General features: G+C 69.2%; 25 protein-coding genes and 1 pseudogene. 9 read left to right on the forward strand and 17 right to left on the reverse strand.

The annotated features are described in order from the left end of the window. Window positions 1–32 precede the first annotated feature (32 nt). From iolD to HWX08_RS23655, 4 genes are all read left to right on the forward strand, one after another. A complete protein-coding gene (iolD, locus tag HWX08_RS23640; protein ID WP_174921993.1) occupies window positions 33–1,916 on the forward strand; it encodes a 3D-(3,5/4)-trihydroxycyclohexane-1,2-dione acylhydrolase (decyclizing) in 1,884 nt (627 codons plus the stop codon). 61 nt (window positions 1,917–1,977) lie between these two features. Then, window positions 1,978–2,907 carry a myo-inosose-2 dehydratase gene (gene iolE / locus HWX08_RS23645; RefSeq protein WP_107312328.1) on the forward strand — a complete coding sequence of 310 codons (930 nt, stop codon included), beginning with the start codon at window positions 1,978–1,980 and terminating at the stop codon, window positions 2,905–2,907. 41 nt (window positions 2,908–2,948) lie between these two features. Further along, window positions 2,949–3,767: a 5-deoxy-glucuronate isomerase gene (iolB, locus tag HWX08_RS23650; protein WP_069256417.1), complete on the forward strand. Its 819-nt coding sequence runs from the start codon at window positions 2,949–2,951 to the stop codon at window positions 3,765–3,767. 98 nt (window positions 3,768–3,865) lie between these two features. Continuing rightward, window positions 3,866–4,360, forward strand: a complete 495-nt coding sequence (locus HWX08_RS23655; protein WP_069256416.1) for a heme-degrading domain-containing protein — start codon at window positions 3,866–3,868, stop codon at window positions 4,358–4,360. A gap of 83 nt (window positions 4,361–4,443) precedes the next feature. On the opposite strand, the gene HWX08_RS23660 is transcribed toward HWX08_RS23655, so the two are convergent. The 6 genes from HWX08_RS23660 to HWX08_RS23685 form a co-directional block, all read right to left on the reverse strand. Continuing rightward, window positions 4,444–5,190 carry a glucose 1-dehydrogenase gene (locus HWX08_RS23660; RefSeq protein WP_069256415.1) on the reverse strand — a complete coding sequence of 249 codons (747 nt, stop codon included), beginning with the start codon at window positions 5,188–5,190 and terminating at the stop codon, window positions 4,444–4,446. Window positions 5,191–5,357: 167 nt separating this feature from the next. Then, a complete protein-coding gene (locus HWX08_RS23665; RefSeq protein ID WP_174921994.1) occupies window positions 5,358–6,062 on the reverse strand; it encodes an ABC transporter ATP-binding protein in 705 nt (234 codons plus the stop codon). Next, window positions 6,059–6,811, reverse strand: coding sequence for an ABC transporter ATP-binding protein (locus HWX08_RS23670; RefSeq protein ID WP_174921995.1), 753 nt, complete (start codon window positions 6,809–6,811; stop codon window positions 6,059–6,061). Before HWX08_RS23670 ends, HWX08_RS23665 begins: the two co-directional genes overlap by 4 nt. Continuing rightward, window positions 6,808–8,064 (reverse strand): branched-chain amino acid ABC transporter permease, encoded by a 1,257-nt coding sequence (locus tag HWX08_RS23675; protein WP_069257984.1) that lies wholly within the window; start codon window positions 8,062–8,064, stop codon window positions 6,808–6,810. The genes HWX08_RS23670 and HWX08_RS23675 overlap by 4 nt, the downstream gene beginning before the upstream one ends. Beyond that, window positions 8,057–8,992 (reverse strand): branched-chain amino acid ABC transporter permease, encoded by a 936-nt coding sequence (locus tag HWX08_RS23680; RefSeq protein ID WP_069257983.1) that lies wholly within the window; start codon window positions 8,990–8,992, stop codon window positions 8,057–8,059. Before HWX08_RS23680 ends, HWX08_RS23675 begins: the two co-directional genes overlap by 8 nt. A 7-nt stretch (window positions 8,993–8,999) precedes the next feature. Then, complete coding sequence (locus HWX08_RS23685; protein WP_069256412.1) at window positions 9,000–9,440, reverse strand: acyl-CoA thioesterase; 441 nt, start codon at window positions 9,438–9,440, stop codon at window positions 9,000–9,002. A 500-nt stretch (window positions 9,441–9,940) separates the two neighbouring features. On the opposite strand from HWX08_RS23685, the gene HWX08_RS23690 reads away from it, so the two are divergent. Next, entirely contained in the window at window positions 9,941–10,498 is a 558-nt protein-coding gene (locus HWX08_RS23690; RefSeq protein WP_244122764.1) for a fimbrial protein, read from the forward strand. A gap of 35 nt (window positions 10,499–10,533) precedes the next feature. On the opposite strand, the gene HWX08_RS23695 is transcribed toward HWX08_RS23690, so the two are convergent. Continuing rightward, a complete protein-coding gene (locus tag HWX08_RS23695; RefSeq protein ID WP_174921996.1) occupies window positions 10,534–11,070 on the reverse strand; it encodes an NUDIX domain-containing protein in 537 nt (178 codons plus the stop codon). A 121-nt stretch (window positions 11,071–11,191) separates the two neighbouring features. Continuing rightward, window positions 11,192–12,451, reverse strand: a complete 1,260-nt coding sequence (locus HWX08_RS23700) for a YbfB/YjiJ family MFS transporter (protein ID WP_174921997.1) — start codon at window positions 12,449–12,451, stop codon at window positions 11,192–11,194. A 123-nt stretch (window positions 12,452–12,574) separates the two neighbouring features. Between HWX08_RS23700 and HWX08_RS23705 the strand changes: the two genes are divergently transcribed. Then, window positions 12,575–13,489, forward strand: a complete 915-nt coding sequence (locus HWX08_RS23705; protein WP_174921998.1) for a LysR family transcriptional regulator — start codon at window positions 12,575–12,577, stop codon at window positions 13,487–13,489. Between the two features lie 133 nt (window positions 13,490–13,622). Here the strand turns inward: HWX08_RS23705 and alaS are convergent, their stop codons facing one another. Further along, window positions 13,623–16,247, reverse strand: coding sequence for an alanine--tRNA ligase (alaS, locus tag HWX08_RS23710; RefSeq protein WP_174921999.1), 2,625 nt, complete (start codon window positions 16,245–16,247; stop codon window positions 13,623–13,625). A 331-nt stretch (window positions 16,248–16,578) separates the two neighbouring features. Between alaS and HWX08_RS23715 the strand changes: the two genes are divergently transcribed. Further along, the gene (locus tag HWX08_RS23715; protein ID WP_174922000.1) at window positions 16,579–17,799 is read left to right on the forward strand and encodes a CaiB/BaiF CoA transferase family protein; all 1,221 of its coding nucleotides are present in this window, start codon (window positions 16,579–16,581) and stop codon (window positions 17,797–17,799) included. A gap of 41 nt (window positions 17,800–17,840) precedes the next feature. Here the strand turns inward: HWX08_RS23715 and HWX08_RS23720 are convergent, their stop codons facing one another. From HWX08_RS23720 to HWX08_RS23730, 3 genes are all read right to left on the reverse strand, one after another. Then, window positions 17,841–18,179 carry a L,D-transpeptidase family protein gene (locus HWX08_RS23720; protein ID WP_174921977.1) on the reverse strand — a complete coding sequence of 113 codons (339 nt, stop codon included), beginning with the start codon at window positions 18,177–18,179 and terminating at the stop codon, window positions 17,841–17,843. A 327-nt stretch (window positions 18,180–18,506) separates the two neighbouring features. Then, a complete protein-coding gene (locus HWX08_RS23725) occupies window positions 18,507–19,061 on the reverse strand; it encodes an RBBP9/YdeN family alpha/beta hydrolase (protein WP_174922001.1) in 555 nt (184 codons plus the stop codon). A 176-nt stretch (window positions 19,062–19,237) separates the two neighbouring features. Beyond that, the gene (locus tag HWX08_RS23730; protein WP_011351716.1) at window positions 19,238–19,447 is read right to left on the reverse strand and encodes an ornithine acetyltransferase; all 210 of its coding nucleotides are present in this window, start codon (window positions 19,445–19,447) and stop codon (window positions 19,238–19,240) included. A 254-nt stretch (window positions 19,448–19,701) separates the two neighbouring features. On the opposite strand from HWX08_RS23730, the gene HWX08_RS23735 reads away from it, so the two are divergent. Continuing rightward, complete coding sequence (locus HWX08_RS23735) at window positions 19,702–21,411, forward strand: glutamine--tRNA ligase/YqeY domain fusion protein (RefSeq protein WP_174922002.1); 1,710 nt, start codon at window positions 19,702–19,704, stop codon at window positions 21,409–21,411. A 117-nt stretch (window positions 21,412–21,528) separates the two neighbouring features. Here HWX08_RS23735 and HWX08_RS23740 read toward each other — a convergent pair whose 3' ends face one another. The 3 genes from HWX08_RS23740 to HWX08_RS23750 all read right to left on the reverse strand — a co-directional run bounded on the left by HWX08_RS23740 (window position 21,529) and on the right by HWX08_RS23750 (window position 23,892). Next, window positions 21,529–21,999, reverse strand: coding sequence for an NUDIX hydrolase (locus tag HWX08_RS23740; protein WP_174922020.1), 471 nt, complete (start codon window positions 21,997–21,999; stop codon window positions 21,529–21,531). Between the two features lie 11 nt (window positions 22,000–22,010). Next, a complete protein-coding gene (locus HWX08_RS23745; RefSeq protein WP_174922003.1) occupies window positions 22,011–22,397 on the reverse strand; it encodes a hypothetical protein in 387 nt (128 codons plus the stop codon). A gap of 109 nt (window positions 22,398–22,506) precedes the next feature. Then, entirely contained in the window at window positions 22,507–23,892 is a 1,386-nt protein-coding gene (locus HWX08_RS23750; protein WP_174922004.1) for a cytochrome-c peroxidase, read from the reverse strand. A gap of 222 nt (window positions 23,893–24,114) precedes the next feature. Between HWX08_RS23750 and HWX08_RS23755 the strand changes: the two genes are divergently transcribed. After that, window positions 24,115–25,701: an acid phosphatase gene (locus HWX08_RS23755; RefSeq protein ID WP_174922005.1), complete on the forward strand. Its 1,587-nt coding sequence runs from the start codon at window positions 24,115–24,117 to the stop codon at window positions 25,699–25,701. A 124-nt stretch (window positions 25,702–25,825) separates the two neighbouring features. On the opposite strand, the gene HWX08_RS34440 is transcribed toward HWX08_RS23755, so the two are convergent. Together HWX08_RS34440 and HWX08_RS34445 are read right to left on the reverse strand one after the other, a co-directional pair. Continuing rightward, the gene (locus HWX08_RS34440; protein ID WP_244122769.1) at window positions 25,826–26,128 is read right to left on the reverse strand and encodes a DUF3331 domain-containing protein; all 303 of its coding nucleotides are present in this window, start codon (window positions 26,126–26,128) and stop codon (window positions 25,826–25,828) included. After that, window positions 26,126–26,326: pseudogene (locus HWX08_RS34445) on the reverse strand (DUF3331 domain-containing protein); the annotation flags it as partial. The pseudogene HWX08_RS34445 and the gene HWX08_RS34440, both read right to left, overlap by 3 nt. Between the last annotated feature and the right edge of the window lie 40 nt (window positions 26,327–26,366).

Raw genomic sequence — 26,366 nt, forward strand, 5'->3', positions numbered from 1 at the left:
ACGCCCCACCCGATTCCTCTTCACCGACCGACATGACCTCTACCGTAAGACTGACCGTCAGCCAGGCGCTCGTGCGCTACCTGGCCGCCCTGCGCGCCGAAGTCGTCCAGCCCGACGGCCGCACCGAGATCCTGCCGTACTGCGGCGGCGTGTTCGCGATCTTCGGCCACGGCAACGTGGCCGGGCTCGGCGAGGCGCTGCATGCGGAAAAAGACCGCTTGCCGACCTTGCGCGCGCACAACGAGCAAGGGATGGCCAATGCGGCCGTCGCGTTCGCGAAAGCGAATTTCCGTCAGCGGATGATGGCCGCGACGTCGAGCATCGGCCCCGGTGCGACCAACATGCTGACGTCGGCCGCGCTCGCGCACGTCGGCCGGCTGCCGCTGCTGCTGCTGCCCGGCGACGTGTTCGTGTCGCGGCTGCCCGACCCCGTGCTGCAGCAGGTCGAGGATTTCGAACAGGGCGACGTCAGCGCGAACGACTGCTTCCGGCCGGTGACGCGCTATTTCGACCGGATCACGTCGCCCGAGCAGCTGCTCGTCGCGCTGCCGCGCGCGATCCAGGTGATGACCGACCCCGCGCAATGCGGCCCGGTGTGCCTCGCGCTGCCGCAGGACGTGCAGACCTTCGCGTACGACTGGCCTGAGGATTTCTTCGCGCCGCCGGTGATCCGGATGCGCCGGCCGCCGGCCGACGCGCTCGAACTCGCCGACGCGCTCGACGTGCTGAAGGCCGCGAAGAAGCCGCTGATCGTCGCCGGCGGCGGCGTGCTGTACAGCCAGGCATGGGACGCGCTGCGCGCGTTCGCCGACACGCACGGCGTGCCGGTCGCCGAATCGCAGGCCGGCAAGGGCAGCCTCGCGTGGGACCATCCGCTCAATCTCGGGTCGATCGGCGTGACGGGCTCGCCTGCCGCGAACCGCGCGGCCGCGCAGGCCGACGTGATATTCGCGGTCGGCACGCGGCTGCAGGATTTCACGACCGGCTCGCATGCGCTCTATGGCGACGCGACGCTGTTGAGCCTGAACGTGCAGCCGTTCGACGCGGGCAAGAAACGCGGCCATCAACTGGTGGCCGACGCGCGCACGGGCCTCGGCCAGTTGTCGGCGGCGCTGGCCGGCTGGCGCGCCGATCCGGCCTGGACCGCCGGCAACCGCGACCAGGCCGCCGCATGGAACGCGCGCGTGACCGAACTCACCACGCACGTGCCGACGGACACGCTCCCGTACGACGCGGAAGTGATCGGCGCGGTGCGCGACTCCGCGGCCGATGCGGGGCGCGACAGCGCGCGCGACGATCTCGTCGTGTGCGCGGCCGGCACGCTGCCGGCCGAGCTGCACAAACTGTGGCGCAGCGGCGTGCCGGGCAACTACCACATGGACTACGCGTACTCGTGCATGGGCTACGAGATCGCGGGCGGCCTCGGTGCGAAGCTCGCGCGGCCGGCGCGCGAAGTGATCGTGATCGTCGGCGACGGCTCGTACATGATGCTCAATGCGGAACTCGCGACGTCCGTGATGCTCGGCCGCAAGCTGATCGTCGTGATCCTCGACAACCGCGGCTACGGCTGCATCGAGCGGCTGCAGCTGAATTGCGGCGGCGCGAGCTTCAACAACATGCTCGACGACTGCGTGCCGGAAGGCGGCGAGCGCTCGACGATCGACTTCGCGATGCATGCGCGCGCGATGGGCGCCGACGCCGTGCACGTGCGCGACATCGGCGAATTGCGGCGCGAAATGAAGCGTGCCCGCGCGGCGACGAAGAGCCAGGTGCTCGTGATCGACACCACGCACCGGCGCACGACCGACGACGGCGGCGCGTGGTGGGAAGTCGCGGTCCCTGAGGTGTCGGCGCGCGCCGGCGTCGACGCGGCGCACCGCGCGTATCTCGATGCGAAGACCCGGCAGCGGCGCTGATCGCGCGCACTGCCCACGAACCCTCCCTGCGAAAAACACATTCGAATCAAGGAAGCACGTCATGAGCTGGAACGTCCGCATCGGTATCAATCCCCTGTCGTGGATGAACGACGACCTGCCGTCGCTCGGCGGCGAGACGCCGCTCGAAACGGCGCTGAAGGAAGGCGCCGAAATCGGCTACGCAGGCTTCGAGCTCGGCAACAAGTTTCCGAAGACGGGCCCCGAGCTGAAGGCGAAACTCGCCGAGTTCGGGCTCGTGTGCGTGTCGGGCTGGTATTCGGGCTTTCTCGCCGAAGTCGCGCCGGGCCTGAGCGACGCCGATGCGCTCGCCGCGGAGATCGAGCGCTGCCGCGCGCACATGACGAAGCTGCAGTACAACGACGTGAAGGTGGTCGTGTACGGCGAATGCGCGGGCACGATCCAGGGCAACATCGACACGCCGGTCGCGAAGCGGCCGCGCTTCGTCGACGACGACGCGTGGCGGCGCTATGCGGCGCGCCTCGACGCGTTCGGCGCGCACCTGCTCGACACGTACGGGATCAAGCTCGCCTACCATCACCACATGGGCGCGTACGTCGAGTCGCCCGCCGACGTCGACCGGCTGATGGCGCTGACCGACCCGGCGAAGGTCTTCCTGCTGTTCGACACCGGCCACGCGTATTTCGGCGGCGCGGCCGACCCGGTGGCGCTGCTGAAGAAGCACGTCTCGCGCGTGGTCCACGTGCATTGCAAGGACGTGCGGCCGCAGGTCGTCACGCAGGCGCGCAACGACGGCTGGAGCTTCCTGAACGGCGTGATCAACGGCACCTTCACGGTGCCCGGCGACGGCGCGCTCGACTACGAGGCAACACTGCGTACGCTGAAAGATGCCGGCTATGAAGGCTGGCTCGTCGTCGAGGCCGAGCAGGACCCGGCCGTCGCGCCGAGCTATGCGTATGCGAAGAAGGGCTACGAATCGCTGCGCGCGATCGTCGACCGGCTGAGCGCGTGAGCGCATGACCGCCTGAGCCCTACCCCACGGAGCCCGAACCCATGACGATTTCTCCCCTGCTGGTCAAGGCCTCGGCCGACCGCGAAATCTGCAACGTCACGCCCGAATCGGCCGGCTGGAAGCACGTCGGCTTCCGCGCGCTGCGCCTGAAGGCCGGCGACACCGAAACGCTCGACACCGGCGCGCGCGAGCTGTGCGTGGTCGTGCTCACCGGCACGGTGCGCGCGGACGTCGACGGCGCCACCTACGACGCGCTCGGCACGCGCGACAGCGTCTTCGACGCCGTGTCGCCGGACGCGCTGTACGTGCCGGGCGGCAAGACGGTCACACTGGTCGCGACGCGCGACGCGGAAATCGCGCTGTGCACCGCGCCGTACACGAGCGGCGACAAGCCCGTGCAACGCCTGGACGGCGAGCGGATGCGCCGCTCGGTACGCGGGCAAGGCACCAATACGCGCTACGTGTGCGACATCCTGATGGGCGACAACCCGGCGGCCGACCGGCTGCTCGTGGTGGAGGTCGTCACGCCGGCCAGCCATTCGAGCAGCTATCCGCCGCACAAGCACGACCGCGACGCGGCGCCCGAGGAAACGTCGCTCGAGGAAACCTACTACCACCGGATCGATCCGCCGCAGGGCTTCGCGTTCCAGCGCGTGTACACGGACGACCGCAGCCTCGACGAAGCCTGCGCGGTCGAGAACCACGACGTCGTGATGGTGCCGCGCGGCTATCACCCGGTGGTCGCGCCGCACGGCTACAACCTGTACTACCTGAACGTGATGGCCGGGCCGAGCCGTGCGTGGGCGTTCAAGAACGATCCCGCGCACGAATGGATGCTCGACGCGGCGCCGCCGCGCTGACGCATTGAAGCAGTGATCGGAACACGGGCCCGCGCGCGGCCCGTGACGACGCGACGCCCGGCACGCGCACGCTGAGCCGGCGACGCCACGGAGCCGCCATGGTGACGACCCTCTTTCGCCTCGAACCCCCTCCCTTCGACGACGACGCGTCGAATCCGGCGCTGCCGCGCTTCGACGCGGCGATCGCCCGCCGGATCGGCGAGATCGCGGTCAACCTCGCGTCGCGCCGCGGGCTGCCGATCGCGGTCGGCATCGTCGGCGAGCGCGCGCCGCTGTTCTACTGCGCGCTCGACGGCAGCCGCGCCGGCGACAGCGACGCGATCCGCCGCCGGCAGAACACGGTGCTGCGCTTCGGCGTCAGTTCGCTCGCGGTCGGCGAACGCTTTCGCCGCGCCGGCTGGTCGCTGCAGTCGCAGGGGCTGTCGGACGACGACTATGCGCTCGACGGCGGCGGCGTGCCGCTGCGGATCGCCGGTGCGGGCGTCGTCGGCGCGATGACGATCGCGGGGCTCGACGACGCGCGCGATCATGCGCTCGTCGTCGAGTGTTTGCGCTGGCACGTCGGCGCGAATGCGCTCGCGATGAGCACGTAGCCGCCGCGCGACGATGAAGCGGCTGGCGGCGCCGGTCAGGCGGCCGCTTGCGCGCCCCCTGCTACCCGCGCGGCACGATCCGCTCAGTTCAGCCCGCCGCTCACGACGAGGTGCTCGCCGGTCATCCAGCGTGCATCGTCCGACGCGAGGAATACGGCCACCGACGCGATATCGTCCGGCTCGCCGAGACGGCCGAGCGGCGTTTCGGCGCGCACCTGTTTGTCGAGATCCGAACCGATGATGCCCGCGCTGTGCGTGCCCTCGGTCACGATCATCCCCGGGTTGATCGCGTTCACGCGAATCTTGCGCGGGCCGAGTTCGAGTGCGAGCACGCCGGTGATCGCGTCGACCGCGCCTTTGGTGCCGCTGTATACCGCGCTCGCGGGCGGCGTGATGCTGGTCACCACCGAGCTGATGTTGATGATGCTCGCGCCTTCGCCGAGATGCTTGACGGCGGCCTGCGTGGTCAGCAGCACGCCGAACACGTTCGTGTCGAACTGCCGCCGGTAGTGTTCTTCGGTGATCGCTTCGATCGGCGCGAATTCGTACACGCCGGAATTGTTGACGAGCACGTCGAGGCGGCCGTACGTGTCGATCGCCGTGTCGACGATGCGCTGCGCGTCGGCGGCCTTCGACACGTCGCCGCCGACGGCGACCGCGCGGCCGCCGGCCTCGACGATCGCGCCGACGACCGCATCGGCGCCCGCCTTGCTGCTCGCATAGTTGACGACGACCGATGCGCCCTCGGCGGCCAGTGCCTTCGCGATCGCGGCGCCGATGCCTTTCGACCCGCCCGTGACGATCGCAACCTTGTTTGCCAGCTTGCTCATGATTGCATTCCTCAGTCAGAAGACCTTCGATGGATGGCGCCGGTTGCCGCGCAGTGCGTCGATGCGGCGACCGGCATGACTGGCAATTTACGGCGCGGTGCGGCAGCGATAAAGCGGCTCGACGCGAATTGACCGGTGGGGTTTTCCGAACAATCGGGCGCGCGCCGTCAGCCGGCGCTCAGCCATGCGTTCGCGACCTCGCCGCCCAGGCCGTCGAGCGCGCCGTCGTAGACGATCCGCCCGCGCCCCATCACCGCGACGCGCCGCGCGAGCCGCGGCGCGAACTGCAGCCGCTGCTCGATCAGCACGATCGCGACGCCGTCGGCCTGCAGCGCGGCAAGACACGCGCCGACTTCGTCGACCGCGAGCGGCGCGAGCCCTTCGGCCGGTTCGTCGACGATCAGCACGCGCGGGCGGGCAGCCAGCGCCCGCACCAGCGCGAGCACCTGCTGTTCGCCGCCCGACAGCCGCGCCGCCTTCACGTCCGCGCGCGCGGCCAGCAGCGGAAAGCGGTCGAACAGCCGTTCGAGCGCCGCGCGTTCGGCGCTGCCACGGAGGCCGCGCAGCCCGAGCCGCAGGTTCTCGCGGACCGTCAGCAGCGGGAACACGTCGCGGCTTTCCGCGACGTACGCGACGCCGCGCCGCGCGATCTCGAACGTGCGCGCGCCCGCGCATTCGGCGCCGCCGATGCGCACCGAGCCCGCCGTGCGCACGAGCCCCATCACGGCCTTCGCGAGCGTCGAGCGCCCCGAGCCGTTGCGGCCGAGCAGCGCGAGCGTCTCGCCCGGCGCCAGCGCGAGATCGACGCCGTCGAGCACCGGTTGCAGCCCGTACCAGGCGCGCAGGCCGCGAATGTCGAGCAACGCGCTCATCGGCCGCCCTCGCCCAGATAGGCGACACGCACGGCCGGATCGGCGCGGATCGCATCGGGCGCGCCGGTCGCGACCACCGTGCCGCGCACGAGCACCGTGATGCGTTCGGCGAAGCCGAACACCGCATCCATGTCGTGTTCGATCAGCAGGACCGTACGACCCTGCGTCGTCGCCCGGATCAGCGCGATCATCCGCGCCGCCTGCGCGCGGCTCATGCCGGCGGTCGGCTCGTCGAGCAGCAGCGTGCGGGCGCCGCTCGCGAGCGCGATCCCGAGATCGAGCGCGCGCTGTTCCGCATAGCTCAGCGCGTCGGCCGGCGTGTCGCGGTGCGCATCGAGGCCGATGTCGTGCAGCACGCGTTCGGCCGCGCGATCGACCGACGCCGATTCGCGCAGCCGGTTCCACCAGCGCCGCCGTTCGACCGGCGCATGCAGCGCCGCGCAGCGCAGGTTGTCGAACACGGTCAGCCGCGCGAACGCGCTCGTCTGCTGGAAACTGCGGCCGATGCCGAGCCGGCTCGCAACGACCGGCCCACGCCCGCGCAGCTCGACGCCGTGCAGCACGACGCGCCCGCGCGTGGGCCGCGTCGCGCCGGCGATCACGCCGAACAGCGTCGACTTGCCCGCGCCGTTCGGCCCGATCAGCGCATGGCGCTCGCCGGCCGCGATGCTCAGCTCGACGCCGTCGAGCACCGTCTGCGCGCCGAAGCGCTGCACGACGCCGTGCAGCGCAATCGCGTTGCCGTTCATCGCCCGTCCTCCCGCTTGGCGGTCTGTGCGCTCCGTCGGCTCTGCCCACTTTGCTCGCCCGATACGAGCCGCGCGCGCCAACCCCACAGCAGCGTGCCGATGCCCGCCGCCGAACACGCGACGGCCCAGCCGGCCGGCGTATCGGCATCGACGCTCCACGCGCCGAACGCGAAGCCCGCGCCGTCGTCCTCCCCGAAGCGCCACGCATAGCCGAGCTCGGCCGCGCAGACGATCGCGACGCCCCAGAACACGCACGCGCCGACCGCGCACAGCATGCGCCACCGCTCGGCCGCCGGCGCGCCGCGCCGCAACGCATGCGCGAGCGTCTGCACGATGCCGGCGATCCCGCGCGGCGCGGCCACGACGATCGCGACGAACAGCACGCCGAGATACAGCGCCCACGCGCGCGACACGCCCGCGACGCCGATGCTGAGCGCGGTCAGCACGGCCGCGCCGGCCGCCGGCCCGAAGAACGTGCCCGTCCCGCCGATCACCGCGGCGATCAGCACGGTCGCCGAACGCGCCATCGATACGCTGTCGGGCGTCGCGAGTTCGACGTCGATCAGCGTCAGCGTGCCCGCGACGCCCGCGAAGAACGATGCGCAGGTGACCATCGCGAGCCGGATGCGGCGCGGATCGGTGCCGAGCGCGGCGACGCGCGCCGGGTTGTCGCGCACCGCGTTCGCGAGCCGCGCGAGCGGCGTGCGCGTCAGCGCGTGCATGGCCCACGCCGACGCGACGCACCACGCGGCAATCACCGCATACGCGTGCGCCGGCGCACCGAAATGCCAGCCGCCCCACGGCGTGCCGCTCGCGCGGTCGATCGGCACGCCGCCGATTCCGCCGAACCAGGCCGGCACGCTCCACGCAGCGGCCGCGACGCATTCGCCGAGCCCGAGCGTGATCATCGCGAACGCCGTGCCGGCGCGACGCGTCGCGAGCAGCCCGGCAGCCAAGCCGAAACCGGCGCCGGCCACGCCGCCGACGAGCGGCAACAGCGGCAGCGGGCCGCCAATGTGGTTGAACCAGTGCGCGGCCGCGAACGCGCCGAGGCCCGCGAACGCCGCGTGCCCGAACGACAGCAGCCCGGTCGTGCCGAGCTGCAGGTTGTACGACAGCGCGAGCACGACGAGTGCGGCCGTCTGCGCGAGATAGCCGAGCACGGCGCCGTGCGGCCACAGCCACGCGGGCAGCGCGACGCAGGCGGCGAACAGGGTCCAGCGCACGACGCCGGCGAATGGACGGTTACGCATCGGCGCGCTCGCCGAACAGCCCGCGCGGCCGGGCAACCAGCACCGCGACGAGCAGCAGGTACGGCACCAGCGGCGCCAGTTGCGCGACCGACACCGCGGCCACGCTGTCGGGCAGCGCGATGCCGGCCCATTCCGTCAGATCGCGCAGCGACGTGTCGCTCGCGGCCGCGAAGGTCTGCGCGAAGCCGACCGCGAGCGACGCCGCGAACGCGCCGCCGAGCGAGCCGAGCCCGCCGATCACGACGACCGCGAACACGACCGACCCGACGGTTTCGGCAAGCGCGGGCTCGATCACCGCGAGCGGCGCGCCGATCACGCCGGCGAGCGCCGCGAGCGCGGTGCCCGCGCCAAACAGCGCGGTCATCACGCGCGGCACGTCGTAGCCGAGCGCCTCGACGGCCGCACGATGCGTGAGCGCCGCGCGCACCACGAGCCCGAGGCGCGACGCGCGCAGCAGCGCGCCGAGCGCGACCAGCATCGCGGCGGACATCCCCATCATGAACAGCCGGTAGCGCGGCAGCGCGAGGCCGAAGACGGTCACGGGCGCGCCGTCGAACAGCGCCGGCACGGGCGCCGGCAGCGGCGCGAGGCCCCACGCGAGCTTCGCGCCCTCGCCGATCAGGTACGCGAGGCCGAAGGTCAGCAAGAGCTCGCTCGTGTGGCCGCGCGCCTGCACGCGGCGCAGCAGCGCGCGTTCGCAGCCGGCGCCAAGGAGCCCGACCGCGAGCGGCGCGAGCGCGAGCGCCAGCCAGAAGCCTGCACTGGCCGCGATGCTGTAGCCGACGTACGCACCGAGCATGTAGAAGCTCGCATGCGCGAAGTTGAGCACGCCCTGCACGCTGAAGATCAGCGTGAGGCCGGCCGACAGCATGAACAGCAGCAAGCCGTAGCTGAGGCCGTTGAAGGCCTGGAGCGCGAACGCGTGCACCGCGACGTCAGGCCGCGAGCGGCTCGAGTGCGGCGCGCAGCGCGTCGGGCAGCGGCACCGGCCGGCGCGTGCCGCGATCGACATACACGTGCACGAAATGCCCCTGCGCGGCGGGCGACGGGTCGCCCTGCGCGAACAGCCCGACCTCGTAGCGCACGCTCGACGTGCCGAGCTTCACGACCCGCAGCCCGGCGTCGACCGCCTGCGGAAACACGAGCGGCGCGAAGTAGTTGCACTGCGTCTCGACCACGAGGCCGATCGTCTGCCCGTGTTCGACGTCGAGCACGCCGGCGCGGATCAGGTATTCGTTCACGACCGTGTCGAAGTAGCTGTAGTAGACGACGTTGTTCACGTGCCCGTAGACGTCGTTGTCCATCCAGCGGGTCGTGATCGGCAGGAAATGGCGATAGGCGTCGCGCGGACGCGATTCGGGTTTGGCGGCGGACATGAATCGGAGGCTCGGTTACGGGGCGCGGCAACGGCCGCCACGCGGTGCCGCACAGAAAAGCACATCTCGCGCGAAATGCCAAGCGGCAGGCAAATCCGGCCCGTCGTCGCAGACTTTAGTTCTCGTCACACCATAACTATCGATGAATTAGGGCATATCCCATCTTTTGCGGCGGTTGAGATCCGTAAAATTACAAATCGCCCACAAACGCGCCACGCTACGCGCGCCGTCGCCCCAACCTCACGGAATCTTCTTATCTTGACGTTCGAGCACGCCCCTTCGCCAACCCGGTCGATTACCGCTCCCTGCGGGCACGCGGTCACCCCGGCGGGCGCCGCACTCGCGTGCCCGCTCGCTGCTGCCGGCGTTCGTGTTCGCCGGGGAATCGCTGTACGCGTTCGACAGCGGCCGGATCGCGATTCCGTCGAACACGGCGGTCGGCACCGTCGTCGCGCGCGACTACTTCACGCCGACACAACTCTGCGGCAAGAAACGTCGAAGTGCAGTTGCTCCGCGATGCCCGCACCCCGTATAACGGCACGTTGAAGCCGTCCCTCTTCAACATGTACTTCACCATCCGCTACAAGTCCGGCCTGTTCGGTGACTCAAGCTCGATCTATCTGGCCACCGACGCCGAGTACATCGCGGGCACCTGTTCGGTTCAATCGAAAACGGTTCAACTGCGGGGCGCGAAAACGACCGAACTCAGCGGCGTCGGCAGCACCGCGCACCCCACTCCGTTTAGGCTCAACCTCAGCAACTGCCCGGCCCGCTTCAACAAGATCGGCTATCAGCTCAATCCGCTGAACGGCGAGGTCGCCGGCATGCCCGGCGTGCTTGCGCCCCGCTCCGATTCGACGGCGAAAGGCATCGCGATCGGATTGATCGACCCGGCGACAAATCAGCCGCTGACATTCAACGTGTCCCGGCCGACACCCTACAACGGTATCGCGGGGTCCTATTCGGTCCCGCTGATCGCCGCCTATCGGCAGACCGACGCGAAGATCGGCGGCGGCTCGGTCAACGCCGCGGTCACCGTGCTGCTCGACTATCAATAGTCATCGTGCCCGGCCGGCGTCGCCGCGGTCGCGCGTCACTGCCCCGGCCGGTCGACGAATTCGAAATCGAGGCCGCGCGCACGCATCCAGTCGGCGAGCGCGACGCCCGTGCCGGCGCGCCACGGGCGCAGCAGCGGCGGATCGACGAGCCTGTATTCGAGCAGTTCCGGCGACAGCGCGACCGTACCCGACGCGCGCACGTGATACGCGATGATCAGCTCGTTCTTGCGGATGAATTCGTACACGCCGACGAGCGACACGTGCTCGGCCTTCAGCCCTGTTTCCTCGAACACCTCGCGCGCGATACCGTCCTCGGGCGTCTCGCCGTTCTCGAGGAAGCCGGTGATCAGCGCGAACATCCCTTCGGGCCACGCCGCGTTGCGCGCGAGCAGGATCTTGCCGTCGAGCTCGACGATCGCGGCGACCACCGGCAACGGGTTGTTCCAGTGCACATAGCCGCAGGTGTCGTCGGGGCACGCCTGGCGAACGCGGCCGCCTTCATGGTCGGGATCGGCACGCTCGGTGAGCGGGCTCGCGCAGCGCGGGCAAAAGCGGTAGTCGGCGGTGGTCATCGATGGGGATCTGGCGGGCGGCGGACAGCCGCCAGCCGGCTGCCCGCGCACCCGCTCGGCGCGGGAAAGGCTTCATTCTAGCGAGTTTGCCCGCCCCGCAGACGATCCGGCCCCATCGCGATCAGCACGGCAGGCGCCGGCGCGTGGCGCTCGCCGCGAAGCCGGCGGCACCGAGCAGCAGCGCGGCCACCGCGACCCACAGCGCGGGGGAAAACGATCCGAAGCGCGCGGCCAGCGGCGCCGCGACGAGCGGGCCGAGAATCTGCCCGACCCCGTACGACGCGGTTGCATAGCCCATCAGCCCGGCCGCGCGCTCGCCGTGCAGGCGCCGCGCCTCGCGCATCGCAAACAGCGTGATCGCGGTGAACGGCAGGCCGAGCAGCGCGCTGCCGACCGAGAAGCCGGCCGCGGTCGGCCACACGATCCCGGCGGCGATGCCGAGCGCCTGCGTCGCGCAACCGGCCGCCAGCAGCAGCCGGTTGTCCCAGTGCGCGGGCAGCCGCGCGGCGGCGATCGCGCCGACGATCAGCGCCGCGCCGAACATCGGCCAGAACAGGTCGGGCCACGGTGAACCGGCCGGCAGCGCGGCGCGCGCGATAACGGGCAGGAACGTCGCGGTGATGATGTAGCCGAAGCCCGGCAGGCCGTACAGCACGACGAGCCACGCGGCGTCGGTGCGATGGCCGCGCGCACGGGCCGGCGTGTCCACGGCTGCGGCAGCAGCCGGCGCATGCGGCGCGGCGCCGCCCGGCGGCACGACTTGCGCCGGGGCGGCTGTGAACGTACGCCAGATCGAGACCGACAGCACGGCCGACAGTGCCGCGAAACCGAGCCAGCCCGACGCCGCGCGCTGGCCGGCCAGCGCGCTGCCAAGCAGCCCCGTCACGACGATGCCGACGCCCGGCCCCGCGTAGATCACACCGCTCCACTCGGGCGCGTGCAGTTCGGTCAACCGCCGCAGTCCCCATTGCGACACGAACACGAACGTCCATGCGCTGACGACACCTGCGACGAAGCGCACCGCGAGCCACACGGGCAGCAGATGGCCCACACCCATCGCGGCGGTAAGCAATACGGTGGCCGCGAGCCCGACGCGCACCATTCGCGCGGGCGCGACGCGCAGCGCCGCGCAACTGACCGCGCCCACGAAGTAGCCCGCATAGTTCGCCGATGCGAGCCAGCCGCCGGCCTTCAGGCCGATCGAGCCGTCCGCGAGCATCAGCGGCAACAGCGGCGTGAACGCGAAGCGGCCGACGCCGAGCACGACCGCGAGGCCGATCATGCAGGCCAGCGCGGCCGTGCGGGCGCGGCGGTCGACATCGTCGGCATCGCTGGCGGAAGGCGCGCCGGCGGCGGCAGTCGGGGCATCGGAGCGTGACATGGCGGCATGGGCCGGCGTTCAACGCGCCGGCCGGATCGGGAATCGGAATGGCTCCATCGTAGCTTGACCAAACGTTCTCGAAAAATGAATAATCAAGAATACAATCATCGCCTGGAGAGAATCATGGATCTGTCGGCGCTGGCGATTTTCCGGGCCGTGGTGCGCGAGAACGGCGTGACGCGCGCGGCGGCCAAGCTCAATCGCGTGCAGTCGAACGTCACGACGCGCATCAAGCAGCTGGAAGAGGAACTCGGCGCCGCGCTGTTCGTGCGCGACGGCCGCCGGCTCGTGCTGACCCCGGCCGGGCACACGCTGCTGCCGTACGCGGAACGCCTGCTCGCGCTCGCCGACGAGGCGCGCGACGCGGTGCGCGAGGACACGCCGCGCGGGCGGCTGCGGCTCGGCACGATGGAAAGCACGGCCGCGAGCCGCCTGCCGACCGTGCTCGCCCGCTATCACCACGCGTGGCCCGACGTGTCGCTCGAACTGTCGACGGGCACGACGGGCTGCCTGATCGACCGCGTGCGCGATTTCGAGATCGACGCCGCGCTGTTCGCGCGGCCGCCCGCGCCGGACACGCTGCCCGACACGTTCGAGACGGTGCCGATCTTCCGCGAGGATCTGGTGCTGCTCACCCCCCGCGGCCATCCGCCGGTGCGCACGCCGCGCGACGTGATCGTGCCGACGCTGATCGCGTTCGAGCGCGGCTGCGCGTATCGCAAGTACGTCGAACAGTGGTACGCGGCGCACGGCGTCAAGCCGGCGCGCGTGCTCGAACTCGCGTCGTATCACGCGATCGTCGCGTGCGTCGCGGCAGGGGCCGGCATCGCGGTCGCGCCGCGTTCGGTGCTCGATCTGCAGTCCGAAACCGGCAACATCGCCGCGCACACGATTCCCGAACTGGAAGGCATCGACACGCTGCTCGCGTGGCGACGCGGTTATGCGTCGGCGGCGCTGGCCGCGTTGCGCGATGCGCTCGCCGAAGCCGCGCGGCAACCGGACGGTGCTTTGGAGCCGCCCGTCACCGCGCCGGTCTGACGCTTCCTTCGGGCGGCCGGCGCACGCACGGCACCGGCCTGCCAACGAAAAGACCCGACCGGCCGGATGCCGATCGGGTCTTTTTCACTCCACGCGATGCCGCAACGACACCGCATCGCATCGGTCGCGACGATCAGAGCCGCGCTTCGACCCAGCCCTTCACGCCCGCGAGCGCGGCCGGCAGGTTCGCCGGCTCGGTGCCGCCTGCCTGCGCCATGTCCGGACGGCCGCCGCCCTTGCCGCCGACCTGCTGCGCGACGAAGTTCACGAGCTCGCCGGCCTTGACCTTCTTGCTCGCGTCGGGCGTGACGCCCGCGATCAGGCTGACCTTGCCGGCTTCGACGGCCGCCAGCACGATCGCCGCGTTCTTCAGCTTGTCCTTCAGCTTGTCGACCGTTTCGCGCAGCGTCTTCGCGTCGGCGCCGTCGAGCGTCGCGGCCAGCACGAACACGCCGCCGATTTCGACCGCCTGCTGCGCGAGCTCGTCGCCCTGACTCGATGCGAGCTTCGACTTCAGCGCGCCCAGTTCCTTCTCGAGCGACTTCACCTGGTCCTGCACCTGCGCGATACGCTGCGTGAGTTCGGACGGCTGCGCCTTCAGCGCGGCCGCGGCTTCGTTCACGCGGGCGTCGAGTTCCTGCACGTAGCGCACCGCGTTGTCGCCGGTGATCGCCTCGACACGGCGGATGCCGGCCGCGACGCCGCCTTCGACGACGATCTTGAAGAAGCCGATGTCGCCGGTGCGATGCACGTGCGTGCCGCCGCACAGTTCGCGCGAGAAGCCGAGGTCGAGCACGCGCACTTCGTCGCCGTACTTCTCGCCGAACAGCGCCATCGCGCCGCCCTTCACCGCTTCGTCGTACGGCATCACGCGCACGATGCCCGGCGCGTTCGCGAGGATTTCGTTGTTGACGATCTGCTCGACGCGACGGATCTCATCGTCGGTCATCGGCGCGTTGTGCGCGAAGTCGAAGCGGGTCTTTTCCGCGTCGACCAGCGAACCCTTCTGCTGCACGTGCGCGCCGAGCACTTCGCGCAGCGCCTTGTGCATCAGGTGGGTGGCCGAGTGGTTGCGCTGCGTGCGGGCACGGCGATGCGCGTCGATTTCCGCGCGCAGCACGTCGCCGACCTTCAGCGTGCCCTGCTCCAGCGTGCCGTGGTGGCCGATCACGTCGGCCTGCACCTTCAGCGTGTCGGCCACCGCGAAGCGCGTCGCGGCGTTCGCGAGCACGCCCTGGTCGCCCACCTGGCCGCCCGATTCCGCGTAGAACGGCGTGTGGTCGAGCACGACGACCGCATCCTGGCCGGTCTTCACTTCGTTGACCGACGAACCGTCGACGTACAGCGCGACGACCTTCGCGTCGTCGAACGCGATTTCTTCATAGCCGTGGAACGTGGTCTTCGCGCCCGTGTATTCGAGGCCCTGTGCGGCCTTGAACTTGCCGGCCGCGCGCGCCTGTTCGCGCTGGCGCGCCATCGCGTCGTCGAATGCCGGCTCGTCGACCGTCATCCCGCGCTCGCGGCACACGTCGGCCGTCAGGTCCAGCGGGAAGCCGTACGTGTCGTGCAGCTTGAACGCGAGTTCGCCGTCGAGCACCTTGCCGCCCTTCGCTTCGACGTCGGCCAGCGCCGCTTCGAGGATCGACATGCCGTGCTCGATCGTCTCGAAGAAGCGCTCTTCTTCCTGGCGCAGCACGTCGGTCACGCGCTGCTCGGCTTCCTTCAGCTCCGGATACGCGACGCCCATCTCGGCGACGAGGTCGGCCACCAGCTTGTGGAAGAACGAGCCCTTGCGGCCGAGCTTGTAGCCGTGGCGGATCGCGCGGCGCACGATCCGGCGCAGCACGTAGCCGCGGCCTTCGTTGCCGGGAATCACGCCGTCGACGATCAGGAACGAGCACGCGCGGATGTGATCGGCGATCACCTTCAGCGAGTTGTTCGTGAGGTCGGTGATTTCGGTCACGCGCGCGGCGGCCTTGATCAGATTCTGGAACAGGTCGATCTCGTAGTTGCTGTGCACGTGCTGCAGCACTGCGGCCAGACGCTCGAGGCCCATGCCGGTGTCGACCGACTGCTTCGGCAGGCGCGTCATGTTGCCCTGCGCGTCGCGGTTGAACTGCATGAACACGAGGTTCCAGATCTCGATGTAGCGGTCGCCGTCTTCCTCAGGCGACCCCGGCGGGCCGCCCCACACGTCCGGGCCGTGGTCGTAGAAGATTTCGGTACACGGGCCGCACGGGCCGGTGTCGCCCATCGTCCAGAAGTTGTCGGACGCGTAGCGCGCGCCCTTGTTGTCGCCGATGCGGATGATCCGCTCGGTCGGCACGCCGACCTCCTTCGCCCAGATGTCGTACGCCTCGTCGTCTTCCTGGTAGACCGTGACCCACAGCTTTTCCTTCGGCAACTGGTAGACCGTGGTCAGCAGCTCCCACGCGAACTTGATCGCGTCGTGCTTGAAGTAGTCGCCGAACGAGAAGTTGCCGAGCATCTCGAAAAACGTGTGGTGGCGCGCCGTGTAGCCGACGTTCTCGAGGTCGTTGTGCTTGCCGCCCGCGCGCACGCTGCGCTGCGCCGTGGTGGCGCGCGAGTACGGACGCGGGTCCGTGCCGAGGAACACGTCCTTGAACTGGACCATGCCCGAGTTCGTGAACATCAGCGTGGGGTCGTTACCGGGCACGAGGCTCGACGAGCGGACGATCGTGTGGCCCTTCGATTCGAAGAATTTGAGGAATTTCTCGCGGATTTCGGCAGCTTTCATGGCGTGCGGGGACAGTCTGGCAAAGACGGCTTCAAACGCCGGCGCCCCAGGCAGGGCGCGCGACGGCAGGTTTCTTAAACGATCGATTATACGGGATAGATCCGGATGCGCGGCCGGCGGGGCCGGCCGGCGCCGGGTCGGTCGGGTTCCGACCGGCGTTGGGGGCGTATTTGGCTCGGATCTGGCTCGTCTCTGGCTCGTCTCTGGCCCAGGTCCGGGCCATCGTGCCCGCCCGGCTACGCCACCGCCGCGACCGATTCGCCTTAAGATACGCGGCATGCCGCGCGGCTTCGCCGGGCGACGCCAAGCCATGAAAGGAGACGATTCGACGATGGGTGCCCTGAGCCATATCCGCGTGCTGGACCTGACCCGCGTGCTCGCGGGCCCGTGGTGCGCGCAGACCCTTGCCGATTTCGGCGCGGACGTGATCAAGGTCGAGCGCCCCGGCGCCGGCGACGACACGCGCCACTGGGGGCCGCCGTACCTGAAGGACGCGGACGGCGCGGATACCGCCGAGGCCGCATACTACCTCGCGGCGAACCGCAACAAGCGCTCGGTAACGATCGACCTCGCGACGCCCGAGGGGCAGCAGATCGTGCGCGAACTCGCCGCGCAAAGCGACGTCGTGCTCGAGAACTACAAGGTCGGCCAGTTGAAGAAGTACGGGCTCGACTACGACTCGCTGCGCGCGGTGAAGCCCGACCTCGTCTACTGCTCGGTCACCGGCTTCGGCCAGACCGGCCCGTACGCGCACCGCGCGGGCTACGACTTCATCATCCAGGGGATCGGCGGCTTCATGAGCATCACCGGCGAGCGCGACGGCGAGCCGGGCGGCGGCCCGCAGAAGGCCGGCGTCGCGATCGCCGACCTCGCGACCGGCCTCTATTCGACGATCGCGGTGCTCGCCGCGCTCGCGCACCGCGACCGGACGGGCGAAGGCCAGTACATCGACATGGCGCTGCTCGACGTGCAGGTCGCGCTGCTCGCGAACATGAACACCAACTTCCTCGCGAGCGGCAAGCCGCCGGTGCGCTGGGGCAACGCGCATCCGAACATCGTGCCGTACCAGACGTTCCAGACGCGCGACGGGTGGATCATCGTCGCGGTCGGCAACGACGGGCAGTTTCGCAAGTTCGTCGAGGCGGGCGGCCGGCCCGCGCTGGCCGACGACGAGCGTTTCGCGACGAATCCGGCGCGCGTGCGCCACCGCGACACGCTGGTGCCGATCCTCGCGGAGATGGTGAAGACGCGCGACAAGGCCGACTGGATCGCCGCGCTCGAAGCGGCCGGCGTGCCGTGCGGGCCGATCAACGATCTCGACGAGGTGTTCGACAACGAGCAGGTCGTCGCGCGCGGAATGCAGGTGTCGCTGCCGCACCCGTGCGGCGCCGATGCGAAACTCGTGCGCAACCCGATCCGGATGAGCGCGACGCCGCCCGACGCGCGCACGGCCCCGCCGCTGCTCGGCGCGCAGACCGACGACGTGCTGCGCGACATGCTCGGCTACGACGACGCGAAGATCGCCATGCTGCGGGCGAAACAGGCCATCTGAGCCGGGCGGCGGCGGGCCGGAGTGCAGCGCCCGCCGTTCGGTCAGCGCCGGGCCAGCGTATCGCAGCCTCCGGCCAGCGTCGCAAGCGCCGCGCGCGATGGCGAACGCACGAGTGCCGCGTAACCACCGTGCCCGGCCGACAGACTGTCGACGGTAACGGCGACCGCGTCCGAATCCGCCGCGGCCAGGAAGACGAGCGACGGCGGCATCGGCCCGTGGTACGGGTGAAACGCTTTGCCGTCTCCTGTGAAGAACATCGCGTAATCCATTTGCACGTTACAGGCACGACTGCGATAGGACGGGTATTTCCGCATGATTCGGAAGGCACCACGATCGGTCGGATGCTCGCTGTCTCCGGTCACGCAATCGAAGCGGAACACCGTCTCCGCCCGTCAAACGCCTGCACGCTTTGACCCGAAAGGTCGACGACGGTGCTTTTCGCCGCCGACGATTTTTTCCCGCCGACCTGCTGATTCCGCGTTGAGCCGCTCGACATGGCTCCCTCCTTCCGATCGAATTGAATAGACCGTCACCTTATCGGCCCGGTCGATCGGAAAGTCATGGGGTTCGTCACAAAACGCAGTCGGTTGCGCGTCGCGTCCAAGCCAATCGTACGGGCAGCAACGCGCACGTCGGGCCGCGAGACATCGCATGAAATTCGCACATGGTTACAAAAGGTGTCCGATTCGATGAACCACGACCGGCAGTCAGTCCGCCGTCCCCATCGCATCGAGCCAGCCGCGCGCATCGGGCCAGTCGCCGAGCCCGCTGTCCGCGTTGATGTGCCCGCGCGGGCCGATATCGTGGAATGCGCTGCCCCATGCGTTCGCGCAGCCGCGCGCGAACGCGAGCGAGCCGTACGGATCGTCGCTGCTGGCGACGACGCAGGTCGGAAACGGAAGCCGTTCGAGCGGCACGGGGCCGAAGCCGTGCGCATCGGCCGGAAAGGCGGGGCCTTGCGGATCGGGCAGCGCGACGAGCAGCGCGCCGCGCACTTTCGCGAGCGCGGCCGGCCGCGCATAGCGCGTCGCCCACCACGCGGTGGTCAGCGTACCGAGGCTGTGGCCGGCGATCAGCACCGGCCCGCGCGCGGCTTCGACCGCGCGATCCAGCGCGAGACACCAGCCGTTGCGGAACGCGCGGTCCCAGTCGGGCATCGCGATGCGCGAGAAGCGTGCATCGGCACGCTCCCAGCGGCTCTGCCAGTGAAGCGGGCCCGAATTGGCGTAGCCCGGCAGGACGAAAACGGGAAATCGGCTCATGGCGTGTGCGTCGACGAGTGGAATCGTTATGGAGCGTCGACGCAGTGTCGCACACCCGTTCCTCCCTGATGGTGCCTGTCTGAAACCGGAAGGATGTGCGTGGGGCCGGGCGCGAAAGAGGCCGCGCCGCGACCGGACGACGAGCCGCCTGGTCGGCGGCTCGCGTCATCGGGCGGTCAGCGCACGTTCGCGCCGACGATGCCGCCTGCCGCGGCGCCCGCGACCGTGCCGAGCGGGCCGCCCGTCACCAGATAGCCGAGCGCGCCGCCCGCGGCCGCGCCGATGCCGGCATTGCGCTGCGTATGCGTCATCGCGCATGCGCCGAGTTGCGACAGGGCCGCCACGATCACGGCGGTACGAACGATAAACGTGGTCTTCTTCATCATGATTTTTGGTTTCCTCCCGCCACGCGGCAAGCCGGGCGGCGGCATTGAATCGGTGACGCAATCATAGGCAACGCCAAACGGCCCGGGCAATCCGATTTACGTCGTGTTACAGCCGACACAATATCGAGATAATCCGCCCGAACCCGCCGGAACCCGCCCCTGCCGTACCGCAAGCCGCGCGGGACGGACCCCGGTCAGGTAGAATCACGGGATTAAACCGGCGCGACGCGCCGACACAACCTGACGCCATCCGCATGAGCACCGAACGTAACGACGCCCCCGCGGCTTCCAATTTCATCCGCAACATCATCGACGAAGACAACCGCTCCGGCAAATGGGGCGGCCGCGTCGAGACGCGCTTTCCGCCCGAGCCGAACGGCTATCTGCACATCGGCCATGCGAAGAGCATCTGCCTGAACTTCAGCGTCGCGCGCGACTACGGCGGCGTGTGCCACCTGCGCTTCGACGACACGAACCCGGAAAAGGAAAGCGTCGAGTACGTCGACTCGATCGTCGACGCGGTGCGCTGGCTCGGCTTCGACTGGCGCAAGGATGCGGTCGATCACCAATACTTCGCGAGCGACTACTACGACAAGCTGTACGAGTTCGCCGAGCTGCTGATCAAGCGCGGCAAGGCGTACGTCGACAGCCAGAGCGCCGAAGAAATGCGCGCGAACCGCGGCTCGCTGACCGAAGGCGGCAAGCCGTCGCCGTTCCGCGAGCGCACGCCGGAAGAGAACCTCGACCTGTTCCGCCGCATGAAGGCCGGCGAGTTCAAGGAAGGCGAGCACGTGCTGCGCGCGAAGATCGACATGGCTTCGCCGAACATGAACATGCGCGACCCGGTGATCTACCGGATCCGCTACGCCCATCACTACCGCACCGGCGACGCGTGGTGCGTGTACCCGATGTACGACTACACGCACTGCATCTCGGATGCGCTCGAAGGCATCACGCATTCGCTGTGCACGCTCGAATTCGAGGATCACCGCCCGCTGTACGACTGGGTGCTGAACGAACTCGCGGAAGCCGGCATGTTCACGCGCCCGCTGCCGCAACAGATCGAATTCTCGCGGCTGAACCTCACGTACGCGATCACCAGCAAGCGCAAGCTGCTGCAGCTCGTCACCGAAGGCCACGTCGACGGCTGGGACGACCCGCGGATGCCGACGATCGTCGGCGTGCGCCGCCGCGGCTTCACGCCGGAGAGCATCCACCTGTTCTGCGAACGGATCGGCGTGACGAAGATCGATTCGTGGATCGACATGAGCATCTTCGAAGGCGCGCTGCGCGACGATCTCGACGACAAGGCCGCGCGCACGGTCGCCGTGCTCGATCCGCTGAAGCTCGTGATCGACAACTATCCGGAAGACCTCGAGGAAGCCTGCACGGCGCCCGTGCATCCGCACCACCCGGACCGCGGCGTGCGCACGTTCCCGATCTCGCGCAAGCTGTGGATCGAGCGCGACGATTTCGTCGAGAACCCGCCGAAGGGCTATTTCCGCCTGTTCCCGGGCAACAAGGTGCGCCTGCGCTACGGCTACGTGATCGAATGCACGGGCTTCGACAAGGACGCCGACGGCAACGTGACCGCCGTGCACTGCAACTACTTCCCGGACAGCAAGTCGGGCACCGAAGGCGCGAACAACTACAAGGTCAAGGGCAACATCCACTGGGTCAGCGCGAAGCATGCGCTGCCGGCCGAAGTGCGGATCTACGACCGTCTGTTCAAGGAGCCGCATCCGGACGCGGGCGGCGCGAATTTCCTCGAGGCGCTGAATCCCGATTCGAAGAAGGTCGTACAGGCCTACCTCGAGCCGGGCAACGACGACATCGCACCGGAAACGCGCGTGCAGTTCGAGCGCCACGGCTATTTCGTGGCCGACCGGGTCGATTCGAAGCCGGGCCAGCCCGTGTTCAACCGGATCGTCGGGCTGCGCGACAGCTGGGGCAAACCTGCCTGACGGCATGCTTCGCGCGCGGTGTGCGGCGTCGACAGCCGCCATCGCGCGACCATGAAAAAACCGGCCTGCGGGCCGGTTTTTTATTGCGCGCTTCGACGCGACAGCCGCCGCGCTCGCTCACCCGCCCATCAAACGCCGATGCAGATCCGCCAGCGACAGCTTCGTGCGAAACAGCCGCGCGAGGCTGCGGCTCGCATAGGTGTCGACGTCGCTTGGCGCGGTCCAGCGATACGCATCCATCTCGGGAATCATCGAGCCGTCGCGACGGCTCGGAAACAGCGACGTGCACGTGCACTGCGCGGGATCGATCTCGCCTTCGGCCACCCGCACCGCGAACAGGTGCAGGTCCTTGTCGTGCCGGTACGCGAAGCGGCCGAGATCGAGCAGCCGGGCCGGCGCGAGTGCGATGCCGGTTTCCTCGAGCAGCTCGCGCAGCGCCGCATCCGACGGCGATTCGCCCGGCTCGCCCTGCCCTTTCGGGATATCCCAGTGCGTGGTGTCCGTCGCGTGCGCGAGGAACACGCGGCCGGCCGCATCGAGGATCACGACGCCGCACGACACCGTGCGCCGCGTGCCGTCGCGCTTCATCGCGCGCGTGCTCAGCGCTTCTGCAATTGCCACTTGCCCGCGCCGGTCTTGCAATAGACGGGCTTGAGCGTCATCGTCTGGCCCTTCGCGGTGATGTCGGTCGCGACTTCACGGCAGATCTTGCCGTCGGTCTCGGTCGTGGTCGGCGTGAGCTTCGCATCGATCTGCGTGCCGCGGCCGCTGCTCTGCCACGTCGTGGTCTCGCCGTCCTTGCCTTCGTCGCGCACCTGCGCCACGGCCTTCGACAGCGACGCGCGGTCGGTCTTGGTGAAATAGCTGATCGGCGTGTCGTTCAGGAAGTTCAGGTTGTTCTGCGCATGGGCGGGCAGCATCGCGGCTGCACACGCGGCGCCGGCCAGCACACGCGTGACGACGGAAAGGGATGCGCGCATCGACATGTTTTTCTCCTTGGATGTTCGATCGAACGGCGCGGTGCAGGCCGGCGAACCGGCCCGCACCGCGCCCGTCAGCGAGCGAGCATAGCATGCGTGCCGCGTTGAACGCCTGCTAGTGCCCCGCCGGCGCGGCCGTTTGCTGATATCCGTCAGTCAGCGTGCCGAGGAACGCGATCACGTCCTTGATCTCGGCCGCGTTCAGCGCGGGCTGCTCGCCGCGCTTGCGGTCGAACGGCGCCTCGCGGTTGATGTTCGGCCAGTAGCGCCGGGGCAGATCGTCGTAGATCTGCACCTTGCCGTGCACGACCGGATAGAACTTCTCCGGATGGATGTCGCGCTCGACGTAGAAGCGCATCACGTCTTCCAGCGTGTGATACACGCCGTTGTGGAAGAACGTCTTGCGCAGCGCGACGTTGCGCAGCGACGGCGTGCGGAACAGACCGCAGAATTCGTCGCGGCCCTTCAGGTCGGTACGCTCGGGGCCGCATGCGCCGAGATCGTAAAAGCGCGGGTCGCGATTGACGGGCAGCGCGCGGTTGCGCGGCACCGCGATCGCGATCAGCCCGAAATCGCTGAACTGCGGCGGCGTGCCGTCGAGCGCGCGCTGGCTGATGTGGCAGCTCGCGCAATTGCCCTTCTTCTCGTCGTTGAACAACTGCAGACCGCGCTGTTCGGCCGGCGTGAGCTGCGCATGGCCCGCGAGGTACGCGTCGTACTTGCTCGTGTACGGCGAGAACAGCTCGGGCGTCTGCTCGAACGTTTCGAGCGCGCGCAGCACGGCCTTGAACGCGGCCGCGTCGTCGTCGAGCACCTTCGCGCCGAACACCGCGCGGAACTCGTCCGCGTAAGGCGCCGCCTTCACGGCCTGCACGACCTTCGCCGGCGTGCTGTTCATCTCGAACGGCGACGTGAGCGGAATGCGCGCCTGCTCGGCGCCCGTGTCGACCCGGCCGTCCCACGTGAGGCCGCCCGTCGGGCCCGCATCGACGCTCTCGTCGCCTTCGTCGTCGGAATCGTGGAAGTGCTCGGTGAACTGCGGCACGCCCTGCAAATACTTCAGCGACGGCACCGCACGAAAGCCCGGACGCTTCATGTCGTCGCCGCCGAACTGCACGGCCAGCGCGTTGGGCGGGCCGAACGCGTGATCGGGGCTGTGGCACGACGCGCACGCGAGCTTGCCGGAACCTGACAGCGTAGGGTCGAAGAAAAGTTGCTTGCCGAGCGCCGTCATCCGGCGCACGCCTTCGTAAACTTGTGCCCGCGTCTGCGGCCGGTTCGTCTCGACCACCGCGCCGCTGGCGGCAACCGTTGCGGACGCAACCACGTTCGCGGCGCCCGGCGCGCTCGCCGCGCTCGCGGCCTGCACGGACGGCGTACCCGCGCCCGGCTGGCCGTCACAGCCGGCAACGGTTGCAAGCGAAGTGGCCAGCGCGAGCGCGCCGGTCAGGTGCAGCCACGCACGCGCGAACGCGCCGGCTGTCGATTGGCGAGGCTTCATCGATTCGTCGGAATGTGGGTTCATGAGCGGCCGGAGTTTATGTCAGCCGCATGACCGTTACATGACGCGTCGCCGACAGCCAATCGAAAGGACGCCTACACCCGGCTGTCAAATCGCCCCCTCAAAATGCGTGCAGCCGGACATGCCACGGTCACCTCGCGAACCGGTCGTACACGCATGCGCCGGTTCCCCACGCGACAAGAGAGATAGAGAGTACAACGGATGAAAAACCACGCCTGGATTCGCTTTACACCGATCGCCGTTGCGGCGGCCGCCGCCCTCACCGCCTGCGGCGGCGACGACGTGCAGCAGCAGGGCCTGTCGACGGTGAAGAACGTCGTCGTGATCTACGCGGAAAACCGCAGCTTCGACAACCTGTACGGCAACTTCCCGGGCGCGAACGGCCTGCAGAACGTGACCGCGGCCAGCGCGCAGCAGAAGGACCGCAACGGCCAGCCGCTCGCGACGCTGCCGAAGGCCTGGGGCGGCCTGACCGCGAAGGGCGTGACGCCGGCCGTGACCGAAGCGATGACGGCGAACCTGCCGAACGCACCGTTCGCGATCGACGACCCGAACGGGTTCAACACGCCGATGAGCGTGACGACGCGCGACCTGTATCACCGCTTCTACGAGAACCAGATGCAGATCAACGGCGGCAAGAACGACATGTTCGCCGCATGGGCCGACTCGGGCGGCCTCGTGATGGGCCACTACACGCCGGACGCGACGAAGCTGCCGCTGTGGAAGATCGCGCAGCAGTTCACACTCGCCGACAACTTCTTCATGGGCGCGTTCGGCGGTTCGTTCCTGAACCACCAGTACCTGATCTGCGCGTGCGCGCCGTTCTACGCGAACGCGGACAAGAGCCCGGCCGCCGGCTCGATCTCGGCCGTCGCGGCCGACGGCAAGTCGCTGCAGCTCGCGAGCAACTCGCCGGCTTCCGCGCTCGACGGCATTCCGAAGTTCGTGAACTCGGGCAACCTGACGCCGGACTTCTACGCGATCAACACGATGCAGCCGCCATACCAGCCGAGCGGCAACAAGGCCGCAGCGGGCGGCGACCCGAACCTCGCCGATCCGTCGGCCGCGACGACGCTGCCGCCGCAGTCGCAACAGAACATCGGTGACCTGCTGAGCAACGCGGGCGTGTCGTGGGCATGGTACGGCGGCGCGTGGAACCAGGCGCTGCAAGCGGCGCAGAGCGGCACCGCGAACGTGATCTACGGCCCGAACATGACGGCGCCGAACTTCCAGCCGCACCACCAGCCGTTCAACTACTACGCGAACCAGGCGCCGGGCAGCGCGAACCGTGCGCAGCATCTGCTCGACGGCGGCACCGACGGCAGCGAGTTCATCAAGGCGATCGACGCGGGCACGCTGCCGCAGGTCGCGTTCTACAAGCCGCAGGGCAACCTGAACGAGCACCCGGGCTACACGGACGTCGCAAGCGGCGACCAGCACATCGCGAACGTGCTCGCCCATCTGCAGGCGAGCCCGCAGTGGAAGAACATGGTCGTGGTCGTCACCTACGACGAAAACGGCGGCTTCTGGGATCACGTGTCGCCGCCGAAGGGCGATCGCTGGGGCCCGGGCACGCGGATTCCGGCGCTCATCGTGTCGCCGTTCGCGAAGAAGGGTTTCGTCGATCACACGCAGTACGACACCGCGTCGATCCTGCGCTTCATCACGCGCCGCTTCTCGCTGCCGCGCCTCGCGGGCCTGCAGCAGCGCGACGACGCGCTGAAGGCCAACGGCGGCCAGCCGATGGGCGACCTGACGAACGCGCTGCAACTGTCGCCGAACCTGTAACGGCACGGCGGCACCGCGATGCAGCGGCCGGCGCGATGCCGGCCGCAACGCGACGAAGGGCGGCTCCGGCCGCCCTTCGTCATTGTCATCGCGTGAATGCAAACGCCGGTCGAAGCGCTGCGTGTCACCCGCCGTGATTCGGCTCCGCGCCATCCAGCGCGACGGCCAGAATCATCGCGCGCGCATTCGGCGGCGTCGGCCGCCCGCTCGGACGGAACACGTCGTCGCCGCACGCGATCCGCGCGCCCGACAGCACGCAGACGCCGGCCTGCCGCGCGCGCCCCGGTTTCCAGTACTGCTCGCCGAAGTGCGCACGGCCCGGCTCGACCCAGCGCACGATCAGCAGCTGCGCCGAGCGCTCGAGCACCTGGACGTGCGGGCGCACCGGCGACGCGCTCGGACGGCCGAGCGCCGCGACGAGGATCATCGCATCCGGTTCGAACGGCGGCCGCCCGCGCGGACTGAAGACGGCGTCGCCGCACACGATCTTCTCGCCGGACAACGCGCAGCGGCCCGAGCGAAGCGCGCGCCCCGGCGTCCAGCGCTGGCCCGCGCCGCCAGCCCCAAGCCGGCGCACGACCAGCATCGCGTCCGAATAGGCAAGCACCTGCACACGCGCATTCATTCAACGCCCCGCAGCGTGCCGCCAGCCGCCAGCAAGCAAC

The organism is Burkholderia metallica (assembly GCF_902832845.1).
Classification (GTDB): Bacteria; Pseudomonadota; Gammaproteobacteria; order Burkholderiales; family Burkholderiaceae; genus Burkholderia; species Burkholderia metallica.